The sequence below is a fragment of the Salinicola sp. JS01 genome (assembly GCF_030284585.1).
Classification (GTDB): domain Bacteria; phylum Pseudomonadota; class Gammaproteobacteria; order Pseudomonadales; family Halomonadaceae; genus Salinicola.
Genome location: NZ_CP127244.1, coordinates 3,540,638 through 3,562,155, shown reverse-complemented (window position 1 = coordinate 3,562,155; position 21,518 = coordinate 3,540,638). Strand labels below are relative to the sequence as shown.

Sequence of the window (21,518 nt, the reverse complement as noted above, 5' to 3'; positions counted from 1 at the left end):
AGCGCCTGGGTCGATGTTTTTGTAAAATGATAATCATTTAGATTTGAAAGCAAAAACGAAAACGACCAGGGAACGCCAATCGATGAGCAAGAAACGCTATGTGCCGCTGTCTGTGGGGCTGCTTTTGATGTTGAACCCGCTGGGTCTCGCCATGACCTATGCGGATGAGCGCGCCAGTGAAACGAGCCCGGACGCTGCAAGGGCGGGCAAGGGTGCGGCCCATGCCACGAAACTGCAGGATGTCGTGGTCGAAGGCACGCGCTCTGCCGGCGTGGAAGCGCCGGGCGTGACCACGTTGGCCAAAATGCCGCTCGATCCGCGCGAACTGCCCCAGTCGGCCAGCGTCATCGATCGAGAGCGTCTCGACGAACAGAATCTGTTCAGCCTCGAAGAGACCATGAAGCAGGCCACCGGCGTCACCGTGAGGCCGTTCGAGCAACTCACCACGGCCTATTACGTGCGGGGCTTCAAGGTCGACTCCTTCGAGTTCGACGGCGTGCCGGCGCTACTGGGCAACACCGCCAGCTCCCCTCAGGACATGGCGGTCTACGAGCGGGTGGAGATACTGCGGGGTTCCAACGGCCTGCTGCACGGCACCGGCAATCCGGCCGCCACCGTCAACCTGGTGCGCAAGAAGCCGCAGCGGGAGTTCACCGCCAGCACCAACCTGTCTGCCGGGAGTTGGGACCGCTACCGCGCCGAGTTCGATGTGGGCGGGCCGCTCACCCCGAGCGGCAAGGTGCGCGGTCGGGCGGTGGCGGCCTATGAGGATCGCGATTACTTCTACGACACCGCGGATCAGGGCACGCGTCTGCTCTATGGGGTGACCGAGTTCGATCTCTCACCCAAGACGCTGCTGACCCTAGGCGCGCAGTATCAGGATATCGAGTCGACGACCAACATGGCCGGCGTGCCCATGGCCAAGGATGGCTCCAGCCTCGGACTGCCGCGGGATACCTATCTCGATGTTGACTGGGACCGCTTCGACTGGGAGACCTATCGTGCGTTCGGCTCGCTGGAACAGCAGCTCAGCGGGGGCTGGACAGGCAAACTGAGTGCCGAGTACCAGCATGCGGACTCCCAGTTGCGCTATGCCGGCGCCTACGGTGCTATCGATCCTGATACCGGTGATGGCGGCTATCTGACTGGGGCCGCCTACAAGTTCTCGACGATCCAGCGCAGTGTCGACGCCAATCTCAAGGGACCCGTGACCTGGTTGGGGGCGACGCACGAGCTGCTGGGTGGAGTGACCTACGCCCAAAGCGAGAGCCGCGATGCGTCCGCTGCGTTTCTCGATCTGGCCGCCACGCCGGTCAACGTCTATCGCTGGGACCCGTCGAGTGTTCCGCGTCCCCGAATCGGCCAGTACAGCTCTCGAGGAACGACGACGACCACGCAGAAGGGCCTCTATGCCCTGGGGCGGTTCAAGCTGGCCGAGCCCGTCACGCTGGTGGCCGGCGGGCGTGAAAGCTGGTGGGAGCAGGAAACCCCCTCGACGCGTTTCGAGCCTGGCCGTCAATTCACGCCCTATGGCGGCCTGATCTGGGACTTCGCCCGCGACTGGTCCTGGTATGCCAGCTATGCCGAGGTCTATCAGCCGCAGACCGGACAGACCTGGAGCGGCGAGCTGCTGAAGCCGGTCGAGGGCAAGACCTACGAGACCGGCATCAAGGCCTCCTTCGCCGATGACCGTTTGAATCTGTCACTGGCGGCGTTTCGCATCGACCTGGAGAACAATCCGCAGGTCGACCCCGACCATCCGGGTGTCGGTAGGAGTACTTACTACATCAGTGGTGGCAAGGTGCGTAGCGAGGGCTTCGAACTCGAGGGTACCGGTTACCTGACGCCCAACTGGAGCCTGTCAGCGGGCTACACCTACACCACCACCGAATATCTCAAGGACACCCAGTCCGCTTCCGGTGAGCGTTACGCTTCCTTCACGCCGCGCCATCTCCTGCGGCTTTGGAGCAGCTACGACCTGCCCTGGCAGGCGCGGCGCTGGAGTGTCGGCGCCGGCGTCCAGGCACAGAGTGATTACAACGTCGATTCCGGTGGCGTGACCCTACGTCAGGGCGGCTATGCGCTGGTCAATGCGCGCCTGGGATACCGCATCGACGAGCACTGGACGGCGGCCCTCAATGCCAACAACGTCTTCGACCGCACCTACTATCAGAGCCTGTTCAGTCCCAGTTGGAACAACCGCTACGGCGAGCCGCGCAGCCTCATGCTCAGCTTGCGGGGGACTTTCTGATGCCGCGCCGACAGACCTTCGGCTGGGCCTGGCGGGTACCCTGCGTCATCACGGTCAGCCTGATCGCCGCCGGGGCGACGGGCAATCAGCTCACGCGCGGACTGGTTGGATATGAGCCGCTGGAGCGGCTCTACGCCGGCCTCTTCGGCTCCCTGGCCGTGGGCCTGCTGCTGCTGGTTGCCGGGCTGTTGGCGCCGGATGCCGACGCCATGGCCGGGCGGCTAGGTGCGGGTCTGCTGTTGCTGGGCCTGACGTTGGGTCTGCTGACATGACCACGTCCAATCGCCCCCTCCTGCTTGCGCTGCACGGTGGTGCGGGCGCGCTGTTCGGTGTGGTGCTCTTCGTGGTCCTGTTCAGCGGCGCCTGGAGTCTCGGGCACGAGGCGCTGAACGATTGGCTGCGCCCCCCGTCGCAAACTGCGTCAACCTCGATGACGCTCGAGCGGGTCGTGGCCCGGGCACGCGAAGCGGGCATCGATACGCGCCATGTCAGCATCGTGCTGCCCAGTGCCGAGCGTGCCGCCTTCCGCGTCTGCGATGCGCGTCTGAACTGTCAGCTTACGCTCGATGCGCACGATGGCCGGCGGCTGAACGACATCCCGTCGCTGGACATCCTGCTGACTCTCCACAAGAGCCTCTTCATCGGCTTTCCGGGGCGTGTGTTGATCAGTCTGTCCGGCGTGGCGCTGTTCGTTCTCTGTGTGGCTGGCGTGCTGTTGCATGGTCGCCGTTGGCGCGAGCTATGGCGCTGGCGGCGTGATCGTGGGCTGCGGCTGGCGCTATTCGACCTGCACGGTCTCATTGGCCTATGGGGGCTGCCGTGGCTGTTGCTGTTCAGTCTCACCGGAGCGCTGAGCGGGCTGGGGGCGCTCGGTACCCTGCTGCTGGCGCCGGTGGCCTATCCAGAGCAGCCAAGGCAGGTCTTCGCGGCGCTCATGGGGGCGCCGCCACCGGCCGCCGTGGGCAGGCCGCTGGAGACGCGCGTCGACCTAGATGCGCTGCTGGTCAGGGATGCCGCGCGATCGCCGGGCTTCGTGGCGCAGCGGCTGACGCTCGTCCACGCCGATGATGTTGCCGGCAGCGTGGAGGTTGCCGGTATTCAGCGAGGCCTGCCGAGCAGCGCCAATTTCGAGCGCCACCGCTACCGGCTCGCCGATGGCACGCTCCTCGAGGAACGCAGTTCGGCGCAGCGCGGCGCCTGGCTGCGCGCCTTCATCGCAGTGCAGCCACTGCACTTCGCGCGCTACCAATGGCTGGGGCCGGGTTGGTCGGCCGTGCTGCGCGGCCTGCATCTGACCATGGGGCTCGGCGCCTGCCTGCTCTGTGCGACGGGGTTGTATCTGTGGCTGCAACGGCGCAGGGCGGCGTCAGCGGCGCGCGTGACGCTTCTCCTGCACCTCAGCCAGGGCGTCTGTGCCGGGCTGGTGACCGCCGCGGCGCTGCTCCTGCTGGCGCTGCAGCTTCTGCCGCAGGGCATGCTGGGCGGCCCCTGGCCGAGCCGGCTGTTCTTCGGCGTATGGTTCGCCTGCGTGCTCGCGGCGCTGGTCCCCATCAAGGGCTGGACGCCCATGCCGTGGCTGCTTGGCAGCGCGGGGCTCGCCTGCTTGGCGGCCGTAATCCTGCATCTCGGCCTCTGGCTCGCCCATGGCAGGTTACCGGCCCTCGGGCCGGATGTGACGCTGCTCTGCTGCGGCGTGCTGCTTACGCGCCACGTCTGGACACAGACGCGAGCCGCCAGATCTTTCAGCCACTCTCGGGTCATCGGAGACCATCATGTTTGAGCGCTATCGTCACCGGGGTGTGATCGCCACCCTGGCCTTGCTGTATCTGTCACAGGGCATTCCCATCGGCTTGGCCATGGACGCGCTGCCGACGCTGCTGCGCCAGGATGGCGCGCCACTGCGCGCGCTGGCCTTCCTGCCGCTGGTGGGCCTGCCCTGGGTGCTCAAGTTTCTCTGGGCGCCCTGGGTCGACAACCACTGGTTCCGCCGCCTCGGCCGGCGACGCAGTTGGATATTGCCGATGCAGGGCTGCGTTGTCGTCTGCCTGCTCGGCCTTGCTGCACTCGGTCTCGACGTAGACAACGCTGGTTGGGCGGTGGCGCTGCTGGCTGTGGCCTCACTGGCAAGTGCGACACAGGACATTGCCACCGATGGCATGGCGGCGGAGCACTTCAGCGGTGATCTGCTGGCCAAGGTCAACGCTATTCAGGTCGCCGGGGTGATGATCGGTTTCTTCGTCGGCGGCGCCGGCAGTCTGATTTTCAGTGGCCAGTTCGGCACTCGGGTGACCTGCCTGGTCTTGGCCGGCTTGCCGCTGGCGAGCCTGTGCTGCGTGCTCGCGCTGGGTCGGGACGACCCACGCGAGCGCCCCCCGGTGACGGCGGCCAACGCCAGCCTGCTGTGCTTCCTGCGCCGGCCGCTGGCGCCGTCGCTTCTGGCGCTGGCACTGCTGTCGGCGATGACTGCGGTGTCCGGCTTCGGCCTCTCCAAGCTCTATCTGAGCGATGCCGGCTGGGCGCTGCAGGATATCGGCAAGCTGGGCATGAGCGGCGGCCTGGTCACGGTCTTGCTGGGCTGTGGCGGCGGGGCGTGGCTGATCAGGCGAGTCGGCCTGTGGCGAGGCTTGGCTCTGGGGGTGACGCTCGGCGGGGGCGCGGCCCTGCTCTGGTCTCTCCAGGCGGGGCACTGGCTCAGGCTGAGTGAGCCACTGGCGTGGACTTGCGTGATGATCGGTTCGTTGTCCACGGGCATCACCTCGGTGGCGATTCTCACCGCGGCGATGCGCGTCGCCGGCCAGGGCGAACAGGCGGGTACCGATGTCACGGCGGTCCAGAGCACCCGTGACCTGGGGGAGATGCTGGCGTCCTCGTTTCTGGTCAGTCTCACCGCGCAGATTGGCTACGCGGGGGGCTTCGTGAGTGGCGCGGCACTGGCGCTGCTGGCGCTGATCGTGGCCCTGCGCTTGCAGGCACGTGAGGGGACGGAGTCAGTGCAGAGAGCGGGGCTGAGCGGTTGAGCGTTCGTCTTGGCGGCTATGGCATGCTCGGCGTGCCTGGCGACAGCCTCGGCACCCGAAATAGGCAAGCTATCGAGATCTGGTGTTGTGATCCTCGACGCTGCGTGCTCACTACCAGTGATCGGGATGTGTTGTCGGCGCAAGAGCGCGATGCGATGACGTCGTTCCGCTCACAGGATGCGCACCGACAATATCTGGTCAGCCGTGTCATGCTGCGTCGGGTATTGAGTCGCTACGAGCCCCGCGTGACGCCGGCGGCCTGGCGCTTCGAGAAAGATGGCTGTGGCAAGCCAAGGGTGCTCAACGCCACCCCGGCGCCGCTGTACTTCAATATCTCGCATATCTCGGCGTGTGTCGTGATCGCCGTCTCGCGGGGTGGGGAGGTCGGTGTGGATATCGAGACATGCGCGAAGTTGCCCGATCCTCAGGCCCTCATCGCGCTGTGCTTCAGTGACGCAGAAAAGAGACATCACACCGGCTTGGCGTCAGCGGAGAGATGCCAAGCCTTCATCCGGCGCTGGACGCTCAAAGAGGCCTGGTTGAAGGCGTTGGGAAAAGGCTTGAGCGTGCCGCCTGCCTCGATCGAATGCACGTGGCAAGCCGGTAGGTGGCAGATAGACGATCACCACCATCGGCTCACTTCCCGGCGGGACTGGTCGATAGAACAACGCGCGCTAACGAAGGATGTGCAGCTCGCCGTCGTGGCTGCCTATCCCGGTGCCAGCATGGATCTGATCCCCTGGTTGCCATCATGCAACGGTGATGAGCGGTGAGGTGCAAGGCGACTGCGCGGCACTCATCTTTCATCCGTTTTTCTTTCATCCGCTTTGTCACACCCGTCGATGATTTGCCTCACACCGTGGCTTCTTCCCACACCATCGCTTCGTCTCATATCGTCGCTTCGTCTCATATCGTCGCTTCGCTTTTGGCCGTCTGGCGCAGTGAGTGGACGAAGGCGATCACGAACACCAGCGTATAGAGCAGCACGATGGTCGGCGCTGGCGCGCTGTCGATGAAGAACGACAGGTAGACGCCGAGAAAAGCCACCGCTACCGACATCGCCACCGCCACGATCAGCATGACGCCGAAGCGCCGGGTCAGCAGGAAGGCGACTGCGCCGGGGGCGATCAGCAGCGCAATGGCGAGGATGATGCCCGCGGCCTTGAGCGCACCGACGATGGTCAGCGAGATCAGGCAGAGCAGGCCGTAGTGCAGCCAGCGCGTGTGCAGGCCGACGGCGCGGGCCTGGGTCGGGTCGAAGGCGTGGAGCAGAAAGTCCTTCCACTTCAGCCCGATCACCCCCGCCGTGACCAGCGCGATCGACGCCGATTCGACGATGTCCCGCGCTCCCACGCCGAGAATATTGCCGAACAGGATATGGTCGAGATGTACCGTCGACTGGATCTCGACATAGAGCACCAGCCCCAGTCCGAACATGCCCGAGTAGACGATGCCCATCACCTTATCCTGCTTGACGCGGCTGTTCTCTTTGAGAAAGCCCGTGGCGACCGCGCAGAACATGCCTGCGGCGAAGGCGCCGACGGCGAGCGGTATCCCGATCAGGTAAGAGATCACCACGCCGGGGAAGACCGCGTGCGAGATCGCATCCCCCATCAAGGCCCAGCCTTTCAGCACCAGAAAGCAGGAGAGCAGCGCCATGGGAACCGCCACCAGCATGGCGATGATCATGGCGTTGAGCATGAAGTCGAACTGGAACGGGGCGATTAGCCACTGAGCGAGACTCATCGGGTTTCCTCCCGGAGCAGCGACTGCGTTTCGTGCAGGGTGCGCGACGCCCGGCGGCGCGCGGCGAGCATGCCGTGCTTGGGCGCCAGGAAGAAGGCGCTCAGAAAGATCAGCGTCTGCAGCACGACGATGATGCCGCCGGTGGCACCGTCGAGGAAGTAGCTGACATAGGCGCCGATGAAGCTGGTCAGCGTGCCGATCGTGACTGCGATGACCAGTAGCCGCGGAAAACGGTCCGTGAGCAGATACGCGGTGGCGCCGGGCGTGACCACCATGCAGATCACCAGAAAGGCGCCCACCGTCTGCAGTGCGGCCACGATGGACGCCGAGAGCAGCGTGAAGAAGGTGATCTTGAGCGCGGTTGGGTTGAGTCCGATCGAGCGGGCGTGGTTCTCGTCGAAGAAGGTCACCAGCAGGTCCTGCCACTTGACCAGCAGCACGGCGAGCGAGACGACGCCAATCAGGGCGAGCTGGAGGGTATCGCTCGGCGTGATCGCCAGCACGTTGCCGAGCACGATCGACTGAATGTTCACCGCCGTCGGCGCTAGCGACACCATGAACAGCCCCAGGCCGAAGAAGGCGGTGAAGATCAGCCCGATGATCACGTCCTCCTTCAGCTTGCTGCGCTGGTTGAGAAACAGCATCGCCGCCGAGGCGAGACCGCCGGCGAAGAAGGCGCCGAGCGCGAACGGCAAACCGAGCATGTAGGCCCCGGCCACGCCCGGCACGATCGAGTGCGACAGCGCATCGCCGATCAGCGACCAGCCCTTGAGCATCAGATAGCAGGAGAGAAAGGCGCAGACGCCGCCCACCAGGGCCGAGACCCACATGGCGTTGCGCATGTAGCCATAGCCGAACGGTTCGCCAAGATAGCCGAACGGCTCGCAAAGATAGGAGAGCAGCTCGCTCATGTCTGGCTGTCCTCCGGCGACTGGCGCTGGCGTGCTGCGATGCCGTTGTGCAGCACCAGCGCGCGCTCGTCGTCGGTGAAAACGCCCACCGACTGGCGCGATGTCTCGTCCTTGTCGTGCTCGAAGATGAAATGGCGCAGTACACCCCCGAAGGCCTTTTCGAGATTGGCTTGGGTGAATATCTCGTCGGTCGGCCCGTGGGCGAGTACGGTGCCCTTGATCAGCACGGTGCGGTCGCAGAATTCCGGCACCGAGCCCAGATTGTGCGTCGAGACCAGCATGACCCGGCCCTCCTCGCGCAGTTCGCGCAGGAGCGCCACGATCTGATCTTCGGTCTTGACGTCGACCCCGGTGAACGGCTCGTCGAGCAGAATCACCCGGCTATCCTGGGCCAGCGCCCGGGCCAGGAAGACGCGCTTGCGCTGGCCGCCGGAGAGTTCGCCGATCTGGCGCTGGCGAAAATCGCTCATGTCGACCCGGGCCAGGGCCGTCTCGACCGCTTCGCGATCCTGGCGCTTGGGGATTCTGAGCATGCCCATGTGGCCGTAGCGCCCCATCATCACCACGTCCTCGACCAGGACGGGAAACTGCCAGTCGACCTCTTCGGATTGCGGGACATAGGCAATGAGATGGCTTTTCAGCGCCGCTTTGACCGAGCGGTCGAGCACGCGAATCTCGCCCTTGGCGAGCCGTACGAAGCCCATGATCGCCTTGAACAGCGTCGACTTGCCGGAGCCGTTGACCCCGACCAGCGCGGTGATCGTGCCGGTGGGGATCTGGAAACTGGCGCTTCTCAGCGCGGTATGGCCGTTGCGGTACGTCACCGTGGCGTCTTGGACGGCGATACCACCACCCGACGGTCGGGCTTCGGTGACCTTGGACGGTCGAGTGTCGGCGACCTTGGACGGTCGGGCAGCGGTGGTCGCACAGACGCTCGATGATGCGTGCGCGTCGGTTCGACTCATTGATTGACCCCTTCGGTCAGGCCGTTGGCCACCGTCCGGGACGTGACCTCGAGCAGATCGATGTAGGTCGGTACCGGGCCATCGGCGGCGCTCAGCGAGTCGACATAGAGTACGCCACCGTAGTGGGCGCCGGTTTCACGCGCGACCTGCTGTGCCGGTTTGGCGGAAATGGTGCTCTCGCTGAACACGGCGGGGATCTGGCGGGTGCGCACCTCGTCGACCACGTGGCGCACCTGTTGCGGCGTGCCCTGCTGGTCGGCGTTGATCGGCCAGAGATAGAGCTCCTTCAGGCCGAAGTCCCGGGCCAGGTAGGAGAAGGCGCCTTCGCTGGAGACCAGCCAGCGCTTGTCTACGGGAATCTGGGCGAGCGCAGCACGGATCGGTGCGATGGCCGCCTCGATCTTCTCCTTGTAGGCCGCGGCATTGGCGCGATAGGTGTCGGCGTTGGCCGGATCGTACTGGATGAACGCATCACGGATGTTGTCGACGTAGATCAGGGCGTTTTGCGGCGACATCCAGGCGTGCGGATTGGGCTTGCCAGCGTAGGGGCCGCCGGCAATGCCGATCGGCTCGACACCGTCGGAGACCACCACGCTGGGCACGTCATGCAGGTGCTGGAAGAACTTCTCGAACCAGCGCTCCAGATCGAGCCCGTTCCACAGGATCAGATCGGCGCCCTGGGCGCGCATGATATCGCCGGGTGTCGGCGAGTAGTCGTGGATCTCGGCGCCCGGTTTGGTGATCGACTCCACGGTGGCGGCATCCCCGGCCACGTTCTTGGCCATATCTGCGATCACCGTGAACGTCGTCACCGCCTTGAACTTGTGATGCGTGTCATCCTGCGCGAAGGCTGGCAGCGTGATCATCAGCGTCACAAAGGTCATGATCCGCAGTAGCGTCGAACGTCGATACATCATCCCAGGCATGAAGCGCTCCTACTCGACATGAGGTTTTGAAGGGTAGCCGCGGCCGTCTCGTCTTGCGCCAAGCCTGGGCGGTGCTTCGAGCGCGAGACGTTAGCGCGATTTTTCACCATGGTTAAATAGTATTCCTTTGGTTTTGATTTATAGCATCGGTTGATTCGGCTGTGAAGAAGGGAGCGACGTTGATCGAGAGAAGATCGACGACAATTCGAGAAGAGGGAGATTCGAAGTCGCCGCCCTCGATCTGCCCACGCTGTTGGTGGACGAGGGCGGCGACTACCCGGAAGGGCTAGAAGAGAACGCGGTGAAATTCTTCGAAGGGCCGCTGGGTTGAGCCCAAGGTGAGCTCAGGCGGGCACGATGGTGATATCGACGATCGCAGCATGACGCCGCGCGGCGCGCGCCTCGCGATATTCCGTGGAGTGATAGCAGGCTAGGGCCTGTTCCAGGCTCGGGAATTCGAAGATCACGCAGCGCTCGGGTGTCTGGCCGTCACGACTCTCCAGCACTTTGGGCTGATCACTGCGTACCAGCAGGCGCCCACCGTAAGCCTCGAAGGCCGTCGGTGCCAGCTGCTGATACATATGGTAGCGCTCGGGCTGTGTGATTTTGACCGTGGCGATCCAGTAAGCCTTGGGCATGTCGCTCTCCGTTGATTGCTTTTTGTATTATGGTATGCCAAAACGAATGGGGAAGCATATCTTCTCCCCTCTGACTGGACCATGCCATGACTGCCAAGCCTCTCACCTGCCGTGACGACACGCCTTTCGATACGATCGAAGAGATCATCGCTGACATGCGTGCCGGGAAAATGGTCCTGATGGTCGATGACGAGGACCGCGAGAACGAGGGTGACCTGGTACTCGCGGCGGACCATGTCAGTGCCGAGGCGATCAATTTCATGGCCCGCCACGCCCGCGGGCTGATCTGCCTGACGCTGAGCGGGGAGCGCTGCGATCATTTAGAGTTGCCGCTGATGGTGCGCGACAACGGCTCCAGCTACACGACCGCCTTCACGGTCTCGATCGAGGCACGTGAGGGCGTCACCACCGGCATTTCTGCCGCCGACCGTGCGGCCACCGTGCGTGCAGCAGTGGCACCCGATGCCAGCCCGCGGGATCTCGTCAGCCCGGGGCATATCTTTCCGCTACGTGCCCAGCCAGGGGGCGTGCTACAGCGCGCAGGGCATACCGAGGCCGGCTGTGACCTGGCGCGCTTGGCGGGCCTGGAGCCAGCCGCGGTGATCGTGGAGGTGATGGAGGAGGATGGCAGCATGGCCAAGCGCGACTCGCTGCTGGCCTTCGCTCGGCAGCATGGGATCCGCATCGGGACCATAGCCGACCTCATCCATTATCGCTCGAGTACCGAGCAGACCATCGCCAGCGTTGGCCACCAGGCGCTCGACACCGTGCATGGTCGGTTCGAGCTCTACAGCTTCGCCGATAGTGTCGACGATGAGGTTCATCTGGCGCTGATGATGGGCACGCCCGATGCCGAGCGCGCTTTTCCGGTATATGTCCATGTCACCGATCCGCTGCGCGATCTGGTCGGAGCGCGGGTGCCCGGCGCCCCGCTGGGCTGGACGCTGTGGCAGGCACTGGAAACGATCGCCGCGCAGGGCGAGGGCGTCGTGGTCATCCTTGCGCACCAGGACTCGCCGACTTCGTTGCTGTCACGGGCCGTGCACATACAGCAGGGTGACCTGACCAGGCTGCGTCGCGACAAGGCGCGTACCGGCACCGGATCGCAGATCCTGGCGCGGCTTGGCGTGACTCGGATACAGCTGTTGGGCGCGCCGGGCCCCTACCGCGGGTTGGCGGGGTTTGGGCTGGAGGTCGTGGATACGCTGACGCCGCAAGGGGCAGAGGATGGCACTCACGAGATGAAGTGAATGTGCCCGCTTTCCATGCTGCCACTGTAGACGCCGTGGCGGCCGGTAAGGCCTTCGTCGAAGTAGCGCGTGAGAATCTGGCCGATGGCAGGGTAGAAGATCTCCTGCCACGGCAGATCGTCGGCGCCGAACCACTGCACTTGCAGGCTTTCGGGGCCAGGCTCGGTCTCCTGGACGACCAGGGTGGCGCGATAGATCAGATAGATCTCGTTGGTCGGCGGGACGCTGAAAATCGAGTAGGGGGAGCGGATCTCGACCCGCATCCCGGTCTCTTCCATGACCTCCCGCGCGGCGGCCTCCTCGACGCTCTCGCCGTGCTCCATGAACCCCGCCGGTAGCGTCCAGCGCCCGACGCCGGGCGGAATGCCGCGCTGACACAGCGCGATGCGCCCGCCTTCATCGATGATCGCCCCGGCGATGACGCGCGGGTTGTCATAGATCAGGTGGGCACAGGCAGGGCAGCGTAGCCGCATGTGGGTATCACCCGGCGGCACGCACTGCTCCAGCGGCGCGTGGCCGCACTGGGGGCAGTGGCGGGCGGCGGGGTGGAGTGGATTCACGGCAGGTTCTCGACCGGTAAGGGAGGGGTGATGGGATCGGCGCTGACACCGTCGCGCTCGGCCAGCATCTCCAGCGCGATGCGACTGGCGGACTCGATATGGGCGACACAGGCCTGATGCGCCGCGGCGGCGTCGCGCGCCCGGATCGCCTCGACGATGCGCGACATCTCGCGGAAGCTCTCGCGATAGCGCCCCGAGCGCGAGACGGTGGTTGCACGCAGATAGCTCACGCGGGCCTGTAACTGGGCCAGCAACTGCCCGGCGACGCGGTTGCCGGAGCCATCGTAGAGCACGCCATAAAACGTACTGACCGCTTCCACGATGGCATCTGTCTTGCCGCTGCGCAGATGCGTCTTGAGTACCTCCCAGGCGGCATCGAGCTGAGCCATCTGCACGGCCGTCGCCTTCTGGGTGAACAGCTGCACGACCAGGCTCTCCAGACTGCAGCGCAGCTCATAGATGTCGCGGGCGTCCTGCAGCGAGATCACCGCCACGCGCGGCCCGCGGGTGCCGCTCTGCTCGACCAACCCTTCGGCCTGCAGATGCCGCAATGCCTCGCGCACCGAGGTGCGGCTGACGCCGAGGCGTTCGCACAGGTCGCGTTCGACCAGGCGATCTCCGGGCAGGAACTGAAAGTTCATGATCGCTTCGCGGAGCTTTTCGAGGACCATTTCGCGCAGGGTGACCTGGGGGCGGGTCACCTTGAGGCTGTCGTCCATGGGGGTTCTTTTCATCGCTGACGTGTCCCTGGCGTCCGATTGAGCGAGCGAGAGGCCGCCGTCGGCAGGGCCGACGCACGTGCCTCGAGAGCTCGATCTTAGCATGGCGCCGGGGCCCGCCGCGGCTAGCCGCACGGACGCGTGGTCAGCGCCTCGGGCAGTCGACTCATCATGCCGCGGCAGTAGAGCAGCGGATCGGGGCTGTCATCGCACAGCGTCAGATGTTCCACTTCGCCGACGATGATGGCGTGGTCGCCCCCGGGATAGTTCTCCCATAGCCGGCACTCCAGGTAGGCGGCAGCGCCGGCGAGAATGGCATGCCCTCGCGGCGAACGCTGCCAGGCGATGCCTTCGCTCTTGTCGGGGCGCTTGGAGGCGAAGCGGTAAGCAGTCTCTTCCTGGTCGTGGCCCAGAATATGGATGGTGAAGCGCCCGCTTCTGCAGATCACCGGATAGGAGTCCGATGTCAGGGCAGGACAGACCAGCACCAAGGGCGGGTCCATGGAGACGGCCGAGAAGGCGCTGGCGGTGAAACCGACCAGGCGCTCCTGCTCATCCAGGGTGGTGACGACGGTGACGCCGCTGGGGAACGAACCCAGTACGCGCTTGTAGTTGTCGCTGACGCTCGGGGTCATGACGGTCTCCTCTCTCTCAACGCATGACGAAGGGGTCTGGCATCGGCTCATCGGAGAGATTGATCCAGATCGTCTTCAGTTCGGTGTAGTCCTTGACGCTGTCCGGGCCGCACTCGCGACCGTAGCCGCTGGCCTCGAAGCCGCCGATGGGCGCCATTGCCGATACCGCCCGATAGGTATTGACCCACACGATGCCGGCGCGGATGTCGCGGCTCAGTCGGTGCGCCCGTGCCACGTCGCGGGTCCAGATACCCGCGGCCAGGCCATAGTCGGCGTCATTGGCCAGCGCCAGGGCTTCGGCCTCGTCGCGGAAGGGCATCACCACCATCACCGGGCCGAAGACCTCCTCGCGCACGATGCGTGCCTGCGGATCGCGGGTGAGCAGGATGGTGGGCTGGAAGTACCACCCCGCGGCGTCGCCTGACGGACGGCGGCCACCGTGGATCAGCTCCACGCCCTGCGCTTCGGCATCGCGTACGCGGCGCTCGACCGCTTCGAGCTGGGCCTGTGTGGCCATCGGCCCCATCTCGGTCGCGGGGTCGTCGGGGCGGCCGATGACGATGGTCTCGGTACGCCGGCGCAGGGTCTCCAGCAGCGCGGGCAGAACCTGCTCCTGGACCAGCACCCGCGAGCCGGCGACACAGCTCTGCCCGGCGGCGGCGAAGACGCCGGCGACGATACCGTTGGCGGCGCTGTCGAGATCGGCGTCGGCAAAGACGATGTTGGGCGACTTGCCGCCGAGCTCCAGCGATAGCTGGGCGAAGTTCTCGGCGCTGCCGCGGACCACATGACGGGCGCTCTCGGCGCCTCCGGTGAACGCGATCTTGCGCACTTTGGGATGGCGTGTGAGGGCAGCGCCGGCGGTGGCGCCGTAGCCGGTCACCAGATTGACGACGCCCGCCGGGAAGCCGGCGCGCTCGACCAGCCTCAGCAGCCCGACCAGGCTGGCGGAGGCGTGCTCCGAGGGCTTGATGACCAGGGTGTTACCCGCTGCCAGCGCTGGTGCGAGCTTGATCGCGGTCAGATAGAGCGGGCTGTTCCAGGGGATGATGGCAGCGACCACGCCCAGCGGCACACGCACCGTGGCACCGAACATGTCGGGCTTGTCCAGCGCCAGGGTATCGCCGGTGACCTTGTCGGCCATCCCCGCGGCGTAGCGGAAGAAGGCAGGCAGATAGGCGACCTGGCCGCGGGTTTCGCGGATCAGCTTGCCGTTGTCACGGCTCTCCAGCTGCGCCAGCGTTTCGGCTTCCGAGGCGATCAGGTCGGCCAGGTGGTTGAGCATCTGGCCACGGCGCGAGGCAGTCAGCGTCGGCCATTCGCCCTGCCTGAAAGCGCGGTGAGCGCTCTCTACCGCGCTGTCGATATCCTTCTCGCCGGCATCGGGGAAGCGGCACCAGGGCGCGGCGGTGACCGGATCGAAGCTCTCGAAAGTGGCGCCGTCCTGCGCATCGCACCACTGTCCGTCGATGTACATCTGCATGTGCTCGAGTGTCATGACTGCATCTCTCCACGCGAGTGAGCGCAATGGTGGGTCGTGAGGAAGTTGGCGATCAGCTCGGTGGCGACGCGTGGATGCTCCATCACGAACATGTGCCGCATGGCCGGCAGAATCCGGCACTCGGCGTTGGCCAGCCGCTGGCTCAAGCGCCGGGCCATGGCCGGGGTCGAGCCTGGGTCGTCGTCGCCGGTCGCGACCAGAACCGGCACATCGATCTGTGACAGGCGGTCTCGCCCGACGTTGTGCTCGCTGCCGAACAGCGCATAGCTGGCGGTGTAGCCATCTGGATCGTTACTGGCCACCATGTCGCGAATGTGCGCGATGGCCTGTGGATGAGTGGCTCGGTAGGCGGGGCTGAACCAGCGCTCGATAGCGCTATCGACGTTGGCAGCCGGGCCCTCGGCACGCACCTGTGCCAGGCGCTCGCCCACGCCCTCGATCTGGCTCGGGCTGCGCTCGAAGACGCTGGCCAGAATCACCAGCGCCCAGCAGCGCTGGGGGTGATCCAGCGCCATCAGCCTTGCCACCAGGCCCCCCATCGAGAAACCGACGATCGCTGCCGTGTCTATCTGCAGGGCATCCATCAGCTCGCAGGTCTGGGCGGTGTAATCCTCCAGGGTGCAGCCGGAGGGCGGCCGCGGGCTCGCGCCATGGCCTAGCATGTCATAGGCGATGACGTCGTAACGCTCGGCCAGCGCCGCGAACTGGGCCGACCAGATCGTGGCATCGAGACCGACGCCATGGATCAGCACCACGCTGGGGCCATGGCCCGCCCGCCAGTAGCGCGTGCCCGCTGGCGTCTCGCGCGCCTGGAGGGTGTGCATGCTCGCGTCCCGGGAACTCATTGTCCGGTGTCACCCTCCGCCGCAAGCTCCTCGAGGTCCTGATAACGGTTGCCGATCCTCGGATGCAGGCGGCCACCGTCTGCGGCACCCAGCGCGACCACGATTTCGTTGGCGCGGGGGGAATCCTCGATACGCATCTCGAGCGTGATGTAGTGCGAGCGGAAGCCCTCGTCGTCCTTGTGCATCATCGGGATCTGAATGGATGTGCCCGGGGCGCCGCGCTTGTTGGTGAAGCTGAGATAGCTCTGAGCGTTGACCGCACGGCGGTAGTGATTGCCGAAGCGCAGCGTATGGATGATCGCCGAAGCGTGCTCGATCTCACCCTCTGCACCCACCACGGCCGCCTTGCCGTAGGCCTCGATGGTCTCACCCGGCATCTCGCGCAGGAGGCGCGCGACGATCTCTTCACCCAGCGCCGAGCAGTGCTGCCGAATTTCGGGCTTCAGGTCCTCGACGAAGCCCCGGCCGGCCCACGGATTAGTCACCACGGCTGCGATACCCAGCATGGTCACAGGCCGGTCGCCGGCGCGGCCGCCTTCGATGAAGGTGGTCTCGCGGTAGCTGACGATCTTGCGAATCTCGAAACTCATGGCGCTCTCCCTTGAGCTGGTGAACAGGCCGGCGCGCGGCTCTGCGATCGTTTTTATTTTTGGCATACCATAATACAAAAAGTCAAACCCCATGAATCGGCAGCGAATCTCGCGGAAGTTACGAATTGAACTTTGGTATCAGGCGGCCTTTTTTGAGGTGACTGGATACCTCTCTGAGTTTAGAGTTTTGTATTACGGTATACCAAAATCCAAAAAACAATGACGCGCTTCGGCTGACAGTGGCGGGACCGGTTCGGCCCGAGGCACCCGACAGGAGAGGCAGATGCACGATACGCGAGAGGACATTCCTCGATCCGGGCCTTTGGCCGGTGTCGACGTCACGACCACGGTGGCAGCGACGACCATGGTCATCGCCTTCATTCTCTTTACCGTGCTGATGCCGGATACGGCGCAGGCGGCCTATACCTCGATCAAGAACTTCATCACGCAGCGGCTGGGCTGGTACTACATCGCCACCGTCAACCTGGTGCTGCTGGCGGCCGTGGTGCTGATCCTCTCTCCATGGGGCGGCATCCGCCTCGGGCGTGACGAGGATCGCCCCGAATTCAAGTGGTTCAGCTGGTTCGCGATGCTGTTCAGCGCCTCGGTCGGCACCGGCCTGATGTTCTTCAGCATCGCCGAGCCTCTCACCCATATGCAGGGCAATCCGTTTCAGCGCATGGCGGGGATCGAGGCGGGGTCACTGGCCAGCGGCGAGCAGGCGCTGCGGATCACGCTGTTTCACTGGGGCCTGCACGGCTGGGCGATCTACATCCTGATCGGAGCCATGCTCGGCTACTTCTCCTATCGGCGCGGCCTGCCGTTGACCATCCGCTCTGCGTTCTATCCGCTACTGGGACGTCACATCTACGGCCCGCTGGGTCATGCCATCGATCTGCTGGCGATCTTTGCCACCCTGTTCGGCACCGCGACCACGCTGGGACTGGGGGTGGCGCAGATGAATGCCGGGCTCAACCAGCTCTTCGGTCTGAGCATCAGCACCACGCACCAGGTGGTTCTGGTCGTGATCGTGAGTGTGCTGGCGACGCTATCGGTCGTCTCCGGGCTGAAGAAGGGGATTCGGCTGCTGAGCGAATGGAACATTCATCTCAGCATGATTTTGTTCGCGTTCTTCATCATTGCCGGGCCCACGATCTTTCTGCTGACCACCTTCGGCAAGACGATCGGCGGCTATCTACTCGACATGATCCCGATGGGGCTGTGGGTCAATACCGATCCCAGTGACCAGTGGCAGAGTTGGTGGACCCTATTCTATTGGGGCTGGTGGCTCTCCTGGGGCCCGTTCGTGGGCATGTTCATCGCGCGGATCTCCTACGGTCGCACCATTCGGCAGGTGCTGCTCGGCGGCATGGCGGCGTCGCTGCTGGCGGCGGGAGCCTGGATCGCCATCTTCGGTGGTACCGCGCTGCACCTGCAGTTCTTCGCCGGAGTCGATCTGGCCAGCTTGGCGTCGCAGGATCTCGCCTCGGTGCTGTTCCACACCATCGACTCCGTCGCTGGTGGCGCGCTCGGCATCACCATGATCGGCATGGCGACGCTGATGATCATCACCTGGTTCGTCACCTCGGCCGACTCGGGAACCCTGGTGATCTGCACCATCCTCTCGCGCGGGGAGGCGCACCCGCCGCAACTGCAGCGCGTCTTCTGGGGGCTTTTCCTCGGTGCGACCTCTGCCGTCCTGCTGGTCGCCGGCGGCCTGCAGGCGCTGCAGACCGCTGCCATCGCCTCTGCGCTGCCTTTCTCGGTGGTACTGCTGCTGATGTGTTTCTGCCTGTTCAAGGCCCTGGTCGAGGACGGCCGCAGCCCCAGCCCGAAACGCTACGCATCTTGGCAGTAATGACCCCACCACGTTCACCTTGGAGGCAATGATGAAGTTCTCTCTCTTTCTGCACATGGAACGCTATCAGGACAAAGAGTACCGGCAGCTGTTCGAGGAGCTGTGCGAACTGGCCCTGATCGCCGAACAGGGCGGTTTCGACAAGATCTGGATCGGTGAACATCACGGCATGCAGTACACGGCGTCGCCCAGCCCGAGCCAGCAACTGGCCTACCTGGCGGCCAAGACTTCGCGGATCCGGCTGGGCGCCGGCACCTTCATCGCGCCGTTCTGGGATCCGCTGCGCCTGGCCGGCGAAGCCGCCATGCTCGATGTGATCAGCAACGGCCGTCTCGAGTTCGGGATCGCGCGCGGTGCCTACCAGTACGAGTTCGACCGCCTGGTGCCCGGTATGAAGGCCTCGGAGGGCGGTGCCGCGCTACGTGAGATGGTGCCGGCGATCAAGGCGTTGTGGCAGGGCGACTATGCCCATCAGGGCGAGGTCTACCAGCTCCCTACCAGCACCTGCGTACCCAAGCCCCAGCAGTCGATGCCACCGATGTGGATCGCGGCGCGCGATCCCAGCTCGCACGAGTTTGCGGTCGCCAATGGCTGCAATGTCATGGTCACGGCGCTGATGAAGGGGGACGAGGAGGTGGCCGACCTGGCGGACAAGTTCGCCACTGCCTGCGCCAAGCATCCTGAGGTGCCGCGGCCGGAGCTGATGCTGCTGCGCCACACTTATGTCCACGAAGAAGACGATCCGGAGGGCTGGAGGGTCGGTGCCGAAGGGCTCAACCGCTTTTACCGCCACTTCCTTGGCTGGTTCAAGAACGAGTCGCCGGTGACCGATGGCTACATGCCCCCGGCCAGCCCCGAGAGCGTGGCCGACAATCCCGAATTCACCCTCGAGAGCCTGCACCGCAACATGATGGTGGGGACGCCGGGCGCCTTGACCGAGCGCTTGCGCTATTACGAGTCCCTGGGCATCACCGAGTATAGCTACTGGACCGACAATACCCTGTCGTTCGAGGAGAAGAAGCGCTCGCTGGAACGCTTCATTCGCGACGTGATGCCGCGCTTCGCAGCCTAGCACGCCAGCGCCCGGTTGCACGGTTGCGGGGTGTCGTGGCCGCCTATGGGCCGCGACCCCCGCTCTCGATCTGCTCACGCGGCTGGTGCAGGAGGCGCTGCTAGCGGGGGGCTCGAAGAGAACGTGGTGAGTTTCTTCGCAGGGCTGCTCGACCGTCGAGACTTACTTCAGGCCGTTATGCCGACGGTAGATGTCGATTGTCGAGTCATGGTACCGGGATCGTGCCTCACGGCGCATGCCGGTCTTTTGGGCGACCCTGGCCGACGCTCGATGGCCGATGTCGACGATCGCAATGATGGAATCCAGGCCGCATTGCTCAAACCCGTAGCGAAGTGCGGCGCTGGCCGCTTCGGTGGCGAGGCCGGTACCCCAGGCTCTCCTGGCGAGACGATAACCGAGCTCGATCTCTTGCCTGCCATTGAGTTCTGTCTGACTCAGTCCGCAGAAGCCGAGCAGCACCCCGTGGGCTCTGTCTTCCAAAGCCCACAACGCGAAGTCTCGCTCTGCCTGACAAGCCCGGTTGGCTGCAATAAAATCACGAGTCTTTTCAGTGCTGTAAGGGCCATGAAGCGAAAACCGCATGACCCCTGCATCGGCCAGAATCTTTGACAGCGCGCCAATATCGGCTGGCTGAAATCCGCGCATTCGGAGTCTGCCGGTATCTGCAATGACGATGCTGTCGGTCATGTTGCCGCCCACTTGCTCCGCTTCTGGGAACAGTCTAATCGGAGAGCGTGAGTCAGGGGCATTCGAGCTCATCGATGACCCGCATACCGATTATCGACGCCTTCAATTTTCCGTCACACTCTTGTGCTTATATCCTTGCTGTCAATCCCCCCAATATCCCTCTCGCAAGGAGACGCAGCGTGAAAATCTCAGGGCGCATCAAGGCGTTGATCATCATGGCCGTGGTTATCTACGTGGTTGCCCACGTAGTGCGTGTCATGGTGATGATGCTGGCGCGCTCGGCCACGCTGCGCTTGCCGGCCCGCGAGGCGCAGCCGCGCCTGACGCGCGAAGTGCGCAAGGCGCTGAAGTCCTGCTCACGTTGCTGAGTCATTGCTGCTCGCTCGCAAGACAAGACTGCAAGCCAAGACCGTAAGCCAAGACTGCCAGACAAAAAAGCCCGCGCTCGATGAGCGCGGGCTTTTTTTCAGGACTTGCTTGTCGCGCTTTTTACGGCGCTTTTCATACAACGATCTTACGAGATCGGGCAGCCGGCTTATTTGTTGGGCTGCTTGGTCACGCGCAGGTAGGGCTTTTTCTCGTCCCAGCCGTTGGGGAACAGCTCCTTGGCCTTCTCGTTGTCGATCGACGGCACGATGATGACGTCGTCGCCGTCCTGCCAGTTGACCGGGGTGGCGACCTTGTAGCCGTCGGTCAGCTGCAGGCTGTCGAGCACGCGCAGGATCTCGGCGAAGTTGCGCCCGGTGCTGGGCGGATAGGTAATGGTCAGGCGCACCTTCTTGGCCGGATCGATGATGAACACCGAGCGCACGGTGTTGGTGCCGCTGGCGTTGGGATGGATCATGCCGTAGGCCTCGCTCACCGAGCGGTCGGCATCCGCCAGCAGCGGGAAGTTGAGCCCGCAGCCCTGGGTCTCTTCGATATCGCCGACCCAGCGCTGGTGGTCGTCCAGCGGGTCGACCGAGAGGCCGATCGCCTTGGTGTTGCGGCGCTCGAACTCTGGCTTGAGGCGCGAGACTTCGCCGAGTTCGGTGGTGCACACCGGGGTGAAGTCGGCCGGGTGGGAGAACAGGATGACCCAGCTGTCGCCTGCCCACTGGTGGAACGAGATCGGCCCTTCGGTGCTCTCCTGGGTAAAGTCCGGGGCGGTATCGCCGAGCTGTAACGCCATGACACTCTCCTGTTTGCCTGTTGACCTGGGGTGGCCGTGAAGCCGGAATCGGACACTCATCATGACGCAGCGCCGGGAACGTGTGAAACAACCGCTGGCGCTAACGACATGCCCGACACCCCGGGTGGCAGCGCCGCCCCGGAATGTCGCTCTCTGTCTGAGGTGGTAGCGCTGCA

The 21,518-nt window shown here is 64.5% G+C and carries 22 protein-coding genes; 9 read left to right on the top strand and 13 right to left on the bottom strand.

Annotated elements, in window-relative coordinates:
• Positions 1-82 precede the first annotated feature (82 nt).
• Genes QO259_RS16180 through QO259_RS16160 form a run of 5 tightly spaced genes read left to right on the top strand, consistent with a single transcriptional unit; the run spans position 83 to position 6,041 of the window.
• Entirely contained in the window at positions 83-2,251 is a 2,169-nt protein-coding gene (locus QO259_RS16180) for a TonB-dependent siderophore receptor (RefSeq protein ID WP_285950731.1), read from the top strand.
• Positions 2,251-2,523 (top strand): hypothetical protein, encoded by a 273-nt coding sequence (locus QO259_RS16175; protein WP_285950730.1) that lies wholly within the window; start codon positions 2,251-2,253, stop codon positions 2,521-2,523. Before QO259_RS16180 ends, QO259_RS16175 begins: the two co-directional genes overlap by 1 nt.
• The gene (locus QO259_RS16170) at positions 2,520-4,031 is read left to right on the top strand and encodes a PepSY-associated TM helix domain-containing protein (protein ID WP_285950729.1); all 1,512 of its coding nucleotides are present in this window, start codon (positions 2,520-2,522) and stop codon (positions 4,029-4,031) included. Before QO259_RS16175 ends, QO259_RS16170 begins: the two co-directional genes overlap by 4 nt.
• Complete coding sequence (locus tag QO259_RS16165; RefSeq protein WP_285950728.1) at positions 4,024-5,268, top strand: RhtX/FptX family siderophore transporter; 1,245 nt, start codon at positions 4,024-4,026, stop codon at positions 5,266-5,268. Before QO259_RS16170 ends, QO259_RS16165 begins: the two co-directional genes overlap by 8 nt.
• The gene (locus QO259_RS16160) at positions 5,265-6,041 is read left to right on the top strand and encodes a 4'-phosphopantetheinyl transferase family protein (protein WP_285950727.1); all 777 of its coding nucleotides are present in this window, start codon (positions 5,265-5,267) and stop codon (positions 6,039-6,041) included. Before QO259_RS16165 ends, QO259_RS16160 begins: the two co-directional genes overlap by 4 nt.
• A 133-nt stretch (positions 6,042-6,174) precedes the next feature.
• Here the strand turns inward: QO259_RS16160 and QO259_RS16155 are convergent, their stop codons facing one another.
• The 5 genes from QO259_RS16155 to QO259_RS16135 form a co-directional block, all read right to left on the bottom strand.
• Positions 6,175-7,014, bottom strand: coding sequence for a metal ABC transporter permease (locus QO259_RS16155; RefSeq protein ID WP_285950726.1), 840 nt, complete (start codon positions 7,012-7,014; stop codon positions 6,175-6,177).
• A complete protein-coding gene (locus tag QO259_RS16150) occupies positions 7,011-7,925 on the bottom strand; it encodes a metal ABC transporter permease (protein ID WP_285950725.1) in 915 nt (304 codons plus the stop codon). Before QO259_RS16150 ends, QO259_RS16155 begins: the two co-directional genes overlap by 4 nt.
• A complete protein-coding gene (locus tag QO259_RS16145; protein WP_285952788.1) occupies positions 7,922-8,770 on the bottom strand; it encodes a manganese/iron ABC transporter ATP-binding protein in 849 nt (282 codons plus the stop codon). Before QO259_RS16145 ends, QO259_RS16150 begins: the two co-directional genes overlap by 4 nt.
• A 116-nt stretch (positions 8,771-8,886) precedes the next feature.
• Positions 8,887-9,816 (bottom strand): metal ABC transporter substrate-binding protein, encoded by a 930-nt coding sequence (locus QO259_RS16140; protein WP_285950724.1) that lies wholly within the window; start codon positions 9,814-9,816, stop codon positions 8,887-8,889.
• Positions 9,817-10,160: 344 nt separating this feature from the next.
• Positions 10,161-10,454: a DUF1330 domain-containing protein gene (locus QO259_RS16135; RefSeq protein ID WP_285950723.1), complete on the bottom strand. Its 294-nt coding sequence runs from the start codon at positions 10,452-10,454 to the stop codon at positions 10,161-10,163.
• A gap of 86 nt (positions 10,455-10,540) precedes the next feature.
• Between QO259_RS16135 and ribB the strand changes: the two genes are divergently transcribed.
• On the top strand, positions 10,541-11,704 hold the full coding sequence (gene ribB / locus QO259_RS16130) for a 3,4-dihydroxy-2-butanone-4-phosphate synthase (protein WP_285950722.1): 1,164 nt from the start codon (positions 10,541-10,543) through the stop codon (positions 11,702-11,704).
• Here ribB and QO259_RS16125 read toward each other — a convergent pair.
• The 6 genes from QO259_RS16125 to QO259_RS16100 all read right to left on the bottom strand — a co-directional run bounded on the left by QO259_RS16125 (position 11,689) and on the right by QO259_RS16100 (position 16,554).
• A complete protein-coding gene (locus tag QO259_RS16125) occupies positions 11,689-12,264 on the bottom strand; it encodes an NUDIX hydrolase (protein WP_285950721.1) in 576 nt (191 codons plus the stop codon). The two genes, ribB and QO259_RS16125, sit on opposite strands and share 16 nt — an antisense overlap.
• A complete protein-coding gene (locus tag QO259_RS16120) occupies positions 12,261-12,998 on the bottom strand; it encodes a GntR family transcriptional regulator (RefSeq protein ID WP_285950720.1) in 738 nt (245 codons plus the stop codon). The genes QO259_RS16125 and QO259_RS16120 overlap by 4 nt, the downstream gene beginning before the upstream one ends.
• Before the next feature lie 110 nt (positions 12,999-13,108).
• The gene (locus tag QO259_RS16115) at positions 13,109-13,618 is read right to left on the bottom strand and encodes a flavin reductase family protein (RefSeq protein ID WP_285950719.1); all 510 of its coding nucleotides are present in this window, start codon (positions 13,616-13,618) and stop codon (positions 13,109-13,111) included.
• A 16-nt stretch (positions 13,619-13,634) separates the two neighbouring features.
• The gene (locus QO259_RS16110) at positions 13,635-15,116 is read right to left on the bottom strand and encodes an aldehyde dehydrogenase (RefSeq protein WP_285950718.1); all 1,482 of its coding nucleotides are present in this window, start codon (positions 15,114-15,116) and stop codon (positions 13,635-13,637) included.
• Positions 15,113-15,943 carry an alpha/beta fold hydrolase gene (locus tag QO259_RS16105; protein WP_285950717.1) on the bottom strand — a complete coding sequence of 277 codons (831 nt, stop codon included), beginning with the start codon at positions 15,941-15,943 and terminating at the stop codon, positions 15,113-15,115. Before QO259_RS16105 ends, QO259_RS16110 begins: the two co-directional genes overlap by 4 nt.
• Before the next feature lie 17 nt (positions 15,944-15,960).
• Positions 15,961-16,554 (bottom strand): amino acid synthesis family protein, encoded by a 594-nt coding sequence (locus tag QO259_RS16100; RefSeq protein WP_285950716.1) that lies wholly within the window; start codon positions 16,552-16,554, stop codon positions 15,961-15,963.
• A 283-nt stretch (positions 16,555-16,837) separates the two neighbouring features.
• Between QO259_RS16100 and QO259_RS16095 the strand changes: the two genes are divergently transcribed.
• Positions 16,838-18,412 carry a BCCT family transporter gene (locus QO259_RS16095; protein ID WP_285950715.1) on the top strand — a complete coding sequence of 525 codons (1,575 nt, stop codon included), beginning with the start codon at positions 16,838-16,840 and terminating at the stop codon, positions 18,410-18,412.
• A 31-nt stretch (positions 18,413-18,443) separates the two neighbouring features.
• Positions 18,444-19,484 carry an LLM class flavin-dependent oxidoreductase gene (locus tag QO259_RS16090; RefSeq protein WP_285950714.1) on the top strand — a complete coding sequence of 347 codons (1,041 nt, stop codon included), beginning with the start codon at positions 18,444-18,446 and terminating at the stop codon, positions 19,482-19,484.
• Between the two features lie 162 nt (positions 19,485-19,646).
• Here QO259_RS16090 and QO259_RS16085 read toward each other — a convergent pair whose 3' ends face one another.
• Positions 19,647-20,171, bottom strand: coding sequence for a GNAT family N-acetyltransferase (locus QO259_RS16085; protein ID WP_285950713.1), 525 nt, complete (start codon positions 20,169-20,171; stop codon positions 19,647-19,649).
• A 179-nt stretch (positions 20,172-20,350) separates the two neighbouring features.
• Between QO259_RS16085 and QO259_RS16080 the strand changes: the two genes are divergently transcribed.
• Positions 20,351-20,539 (top strand): hypothetical protein, encoded by a 189-nt coding sequence (locus tag QO259_RS16080; RefSeq protein WP_285950712.1) that lies wholly within the window; start codon positions 20,351-20,353, stop codon positions 20,537-20,539.
• Between the two features lie 167 nt (positions 20,540-20,706).
• On the opposite strand, the gene QO259_RS16075 is transcribed toward QO259_RS16080, so the two are convergent.
• Positions 20,707-21,342: a peroxiredoxin gene (locus QO259_RS16075; protein WP_035475066.1), complete on the bottom strand. Its 636-nt coding sequence runs from the start codon at positions 21,340-21,342 to the stop codon at positions 20,707-20,709.
• Positions 21,343-21,518 lie beyond the last annotated feature (176 nt).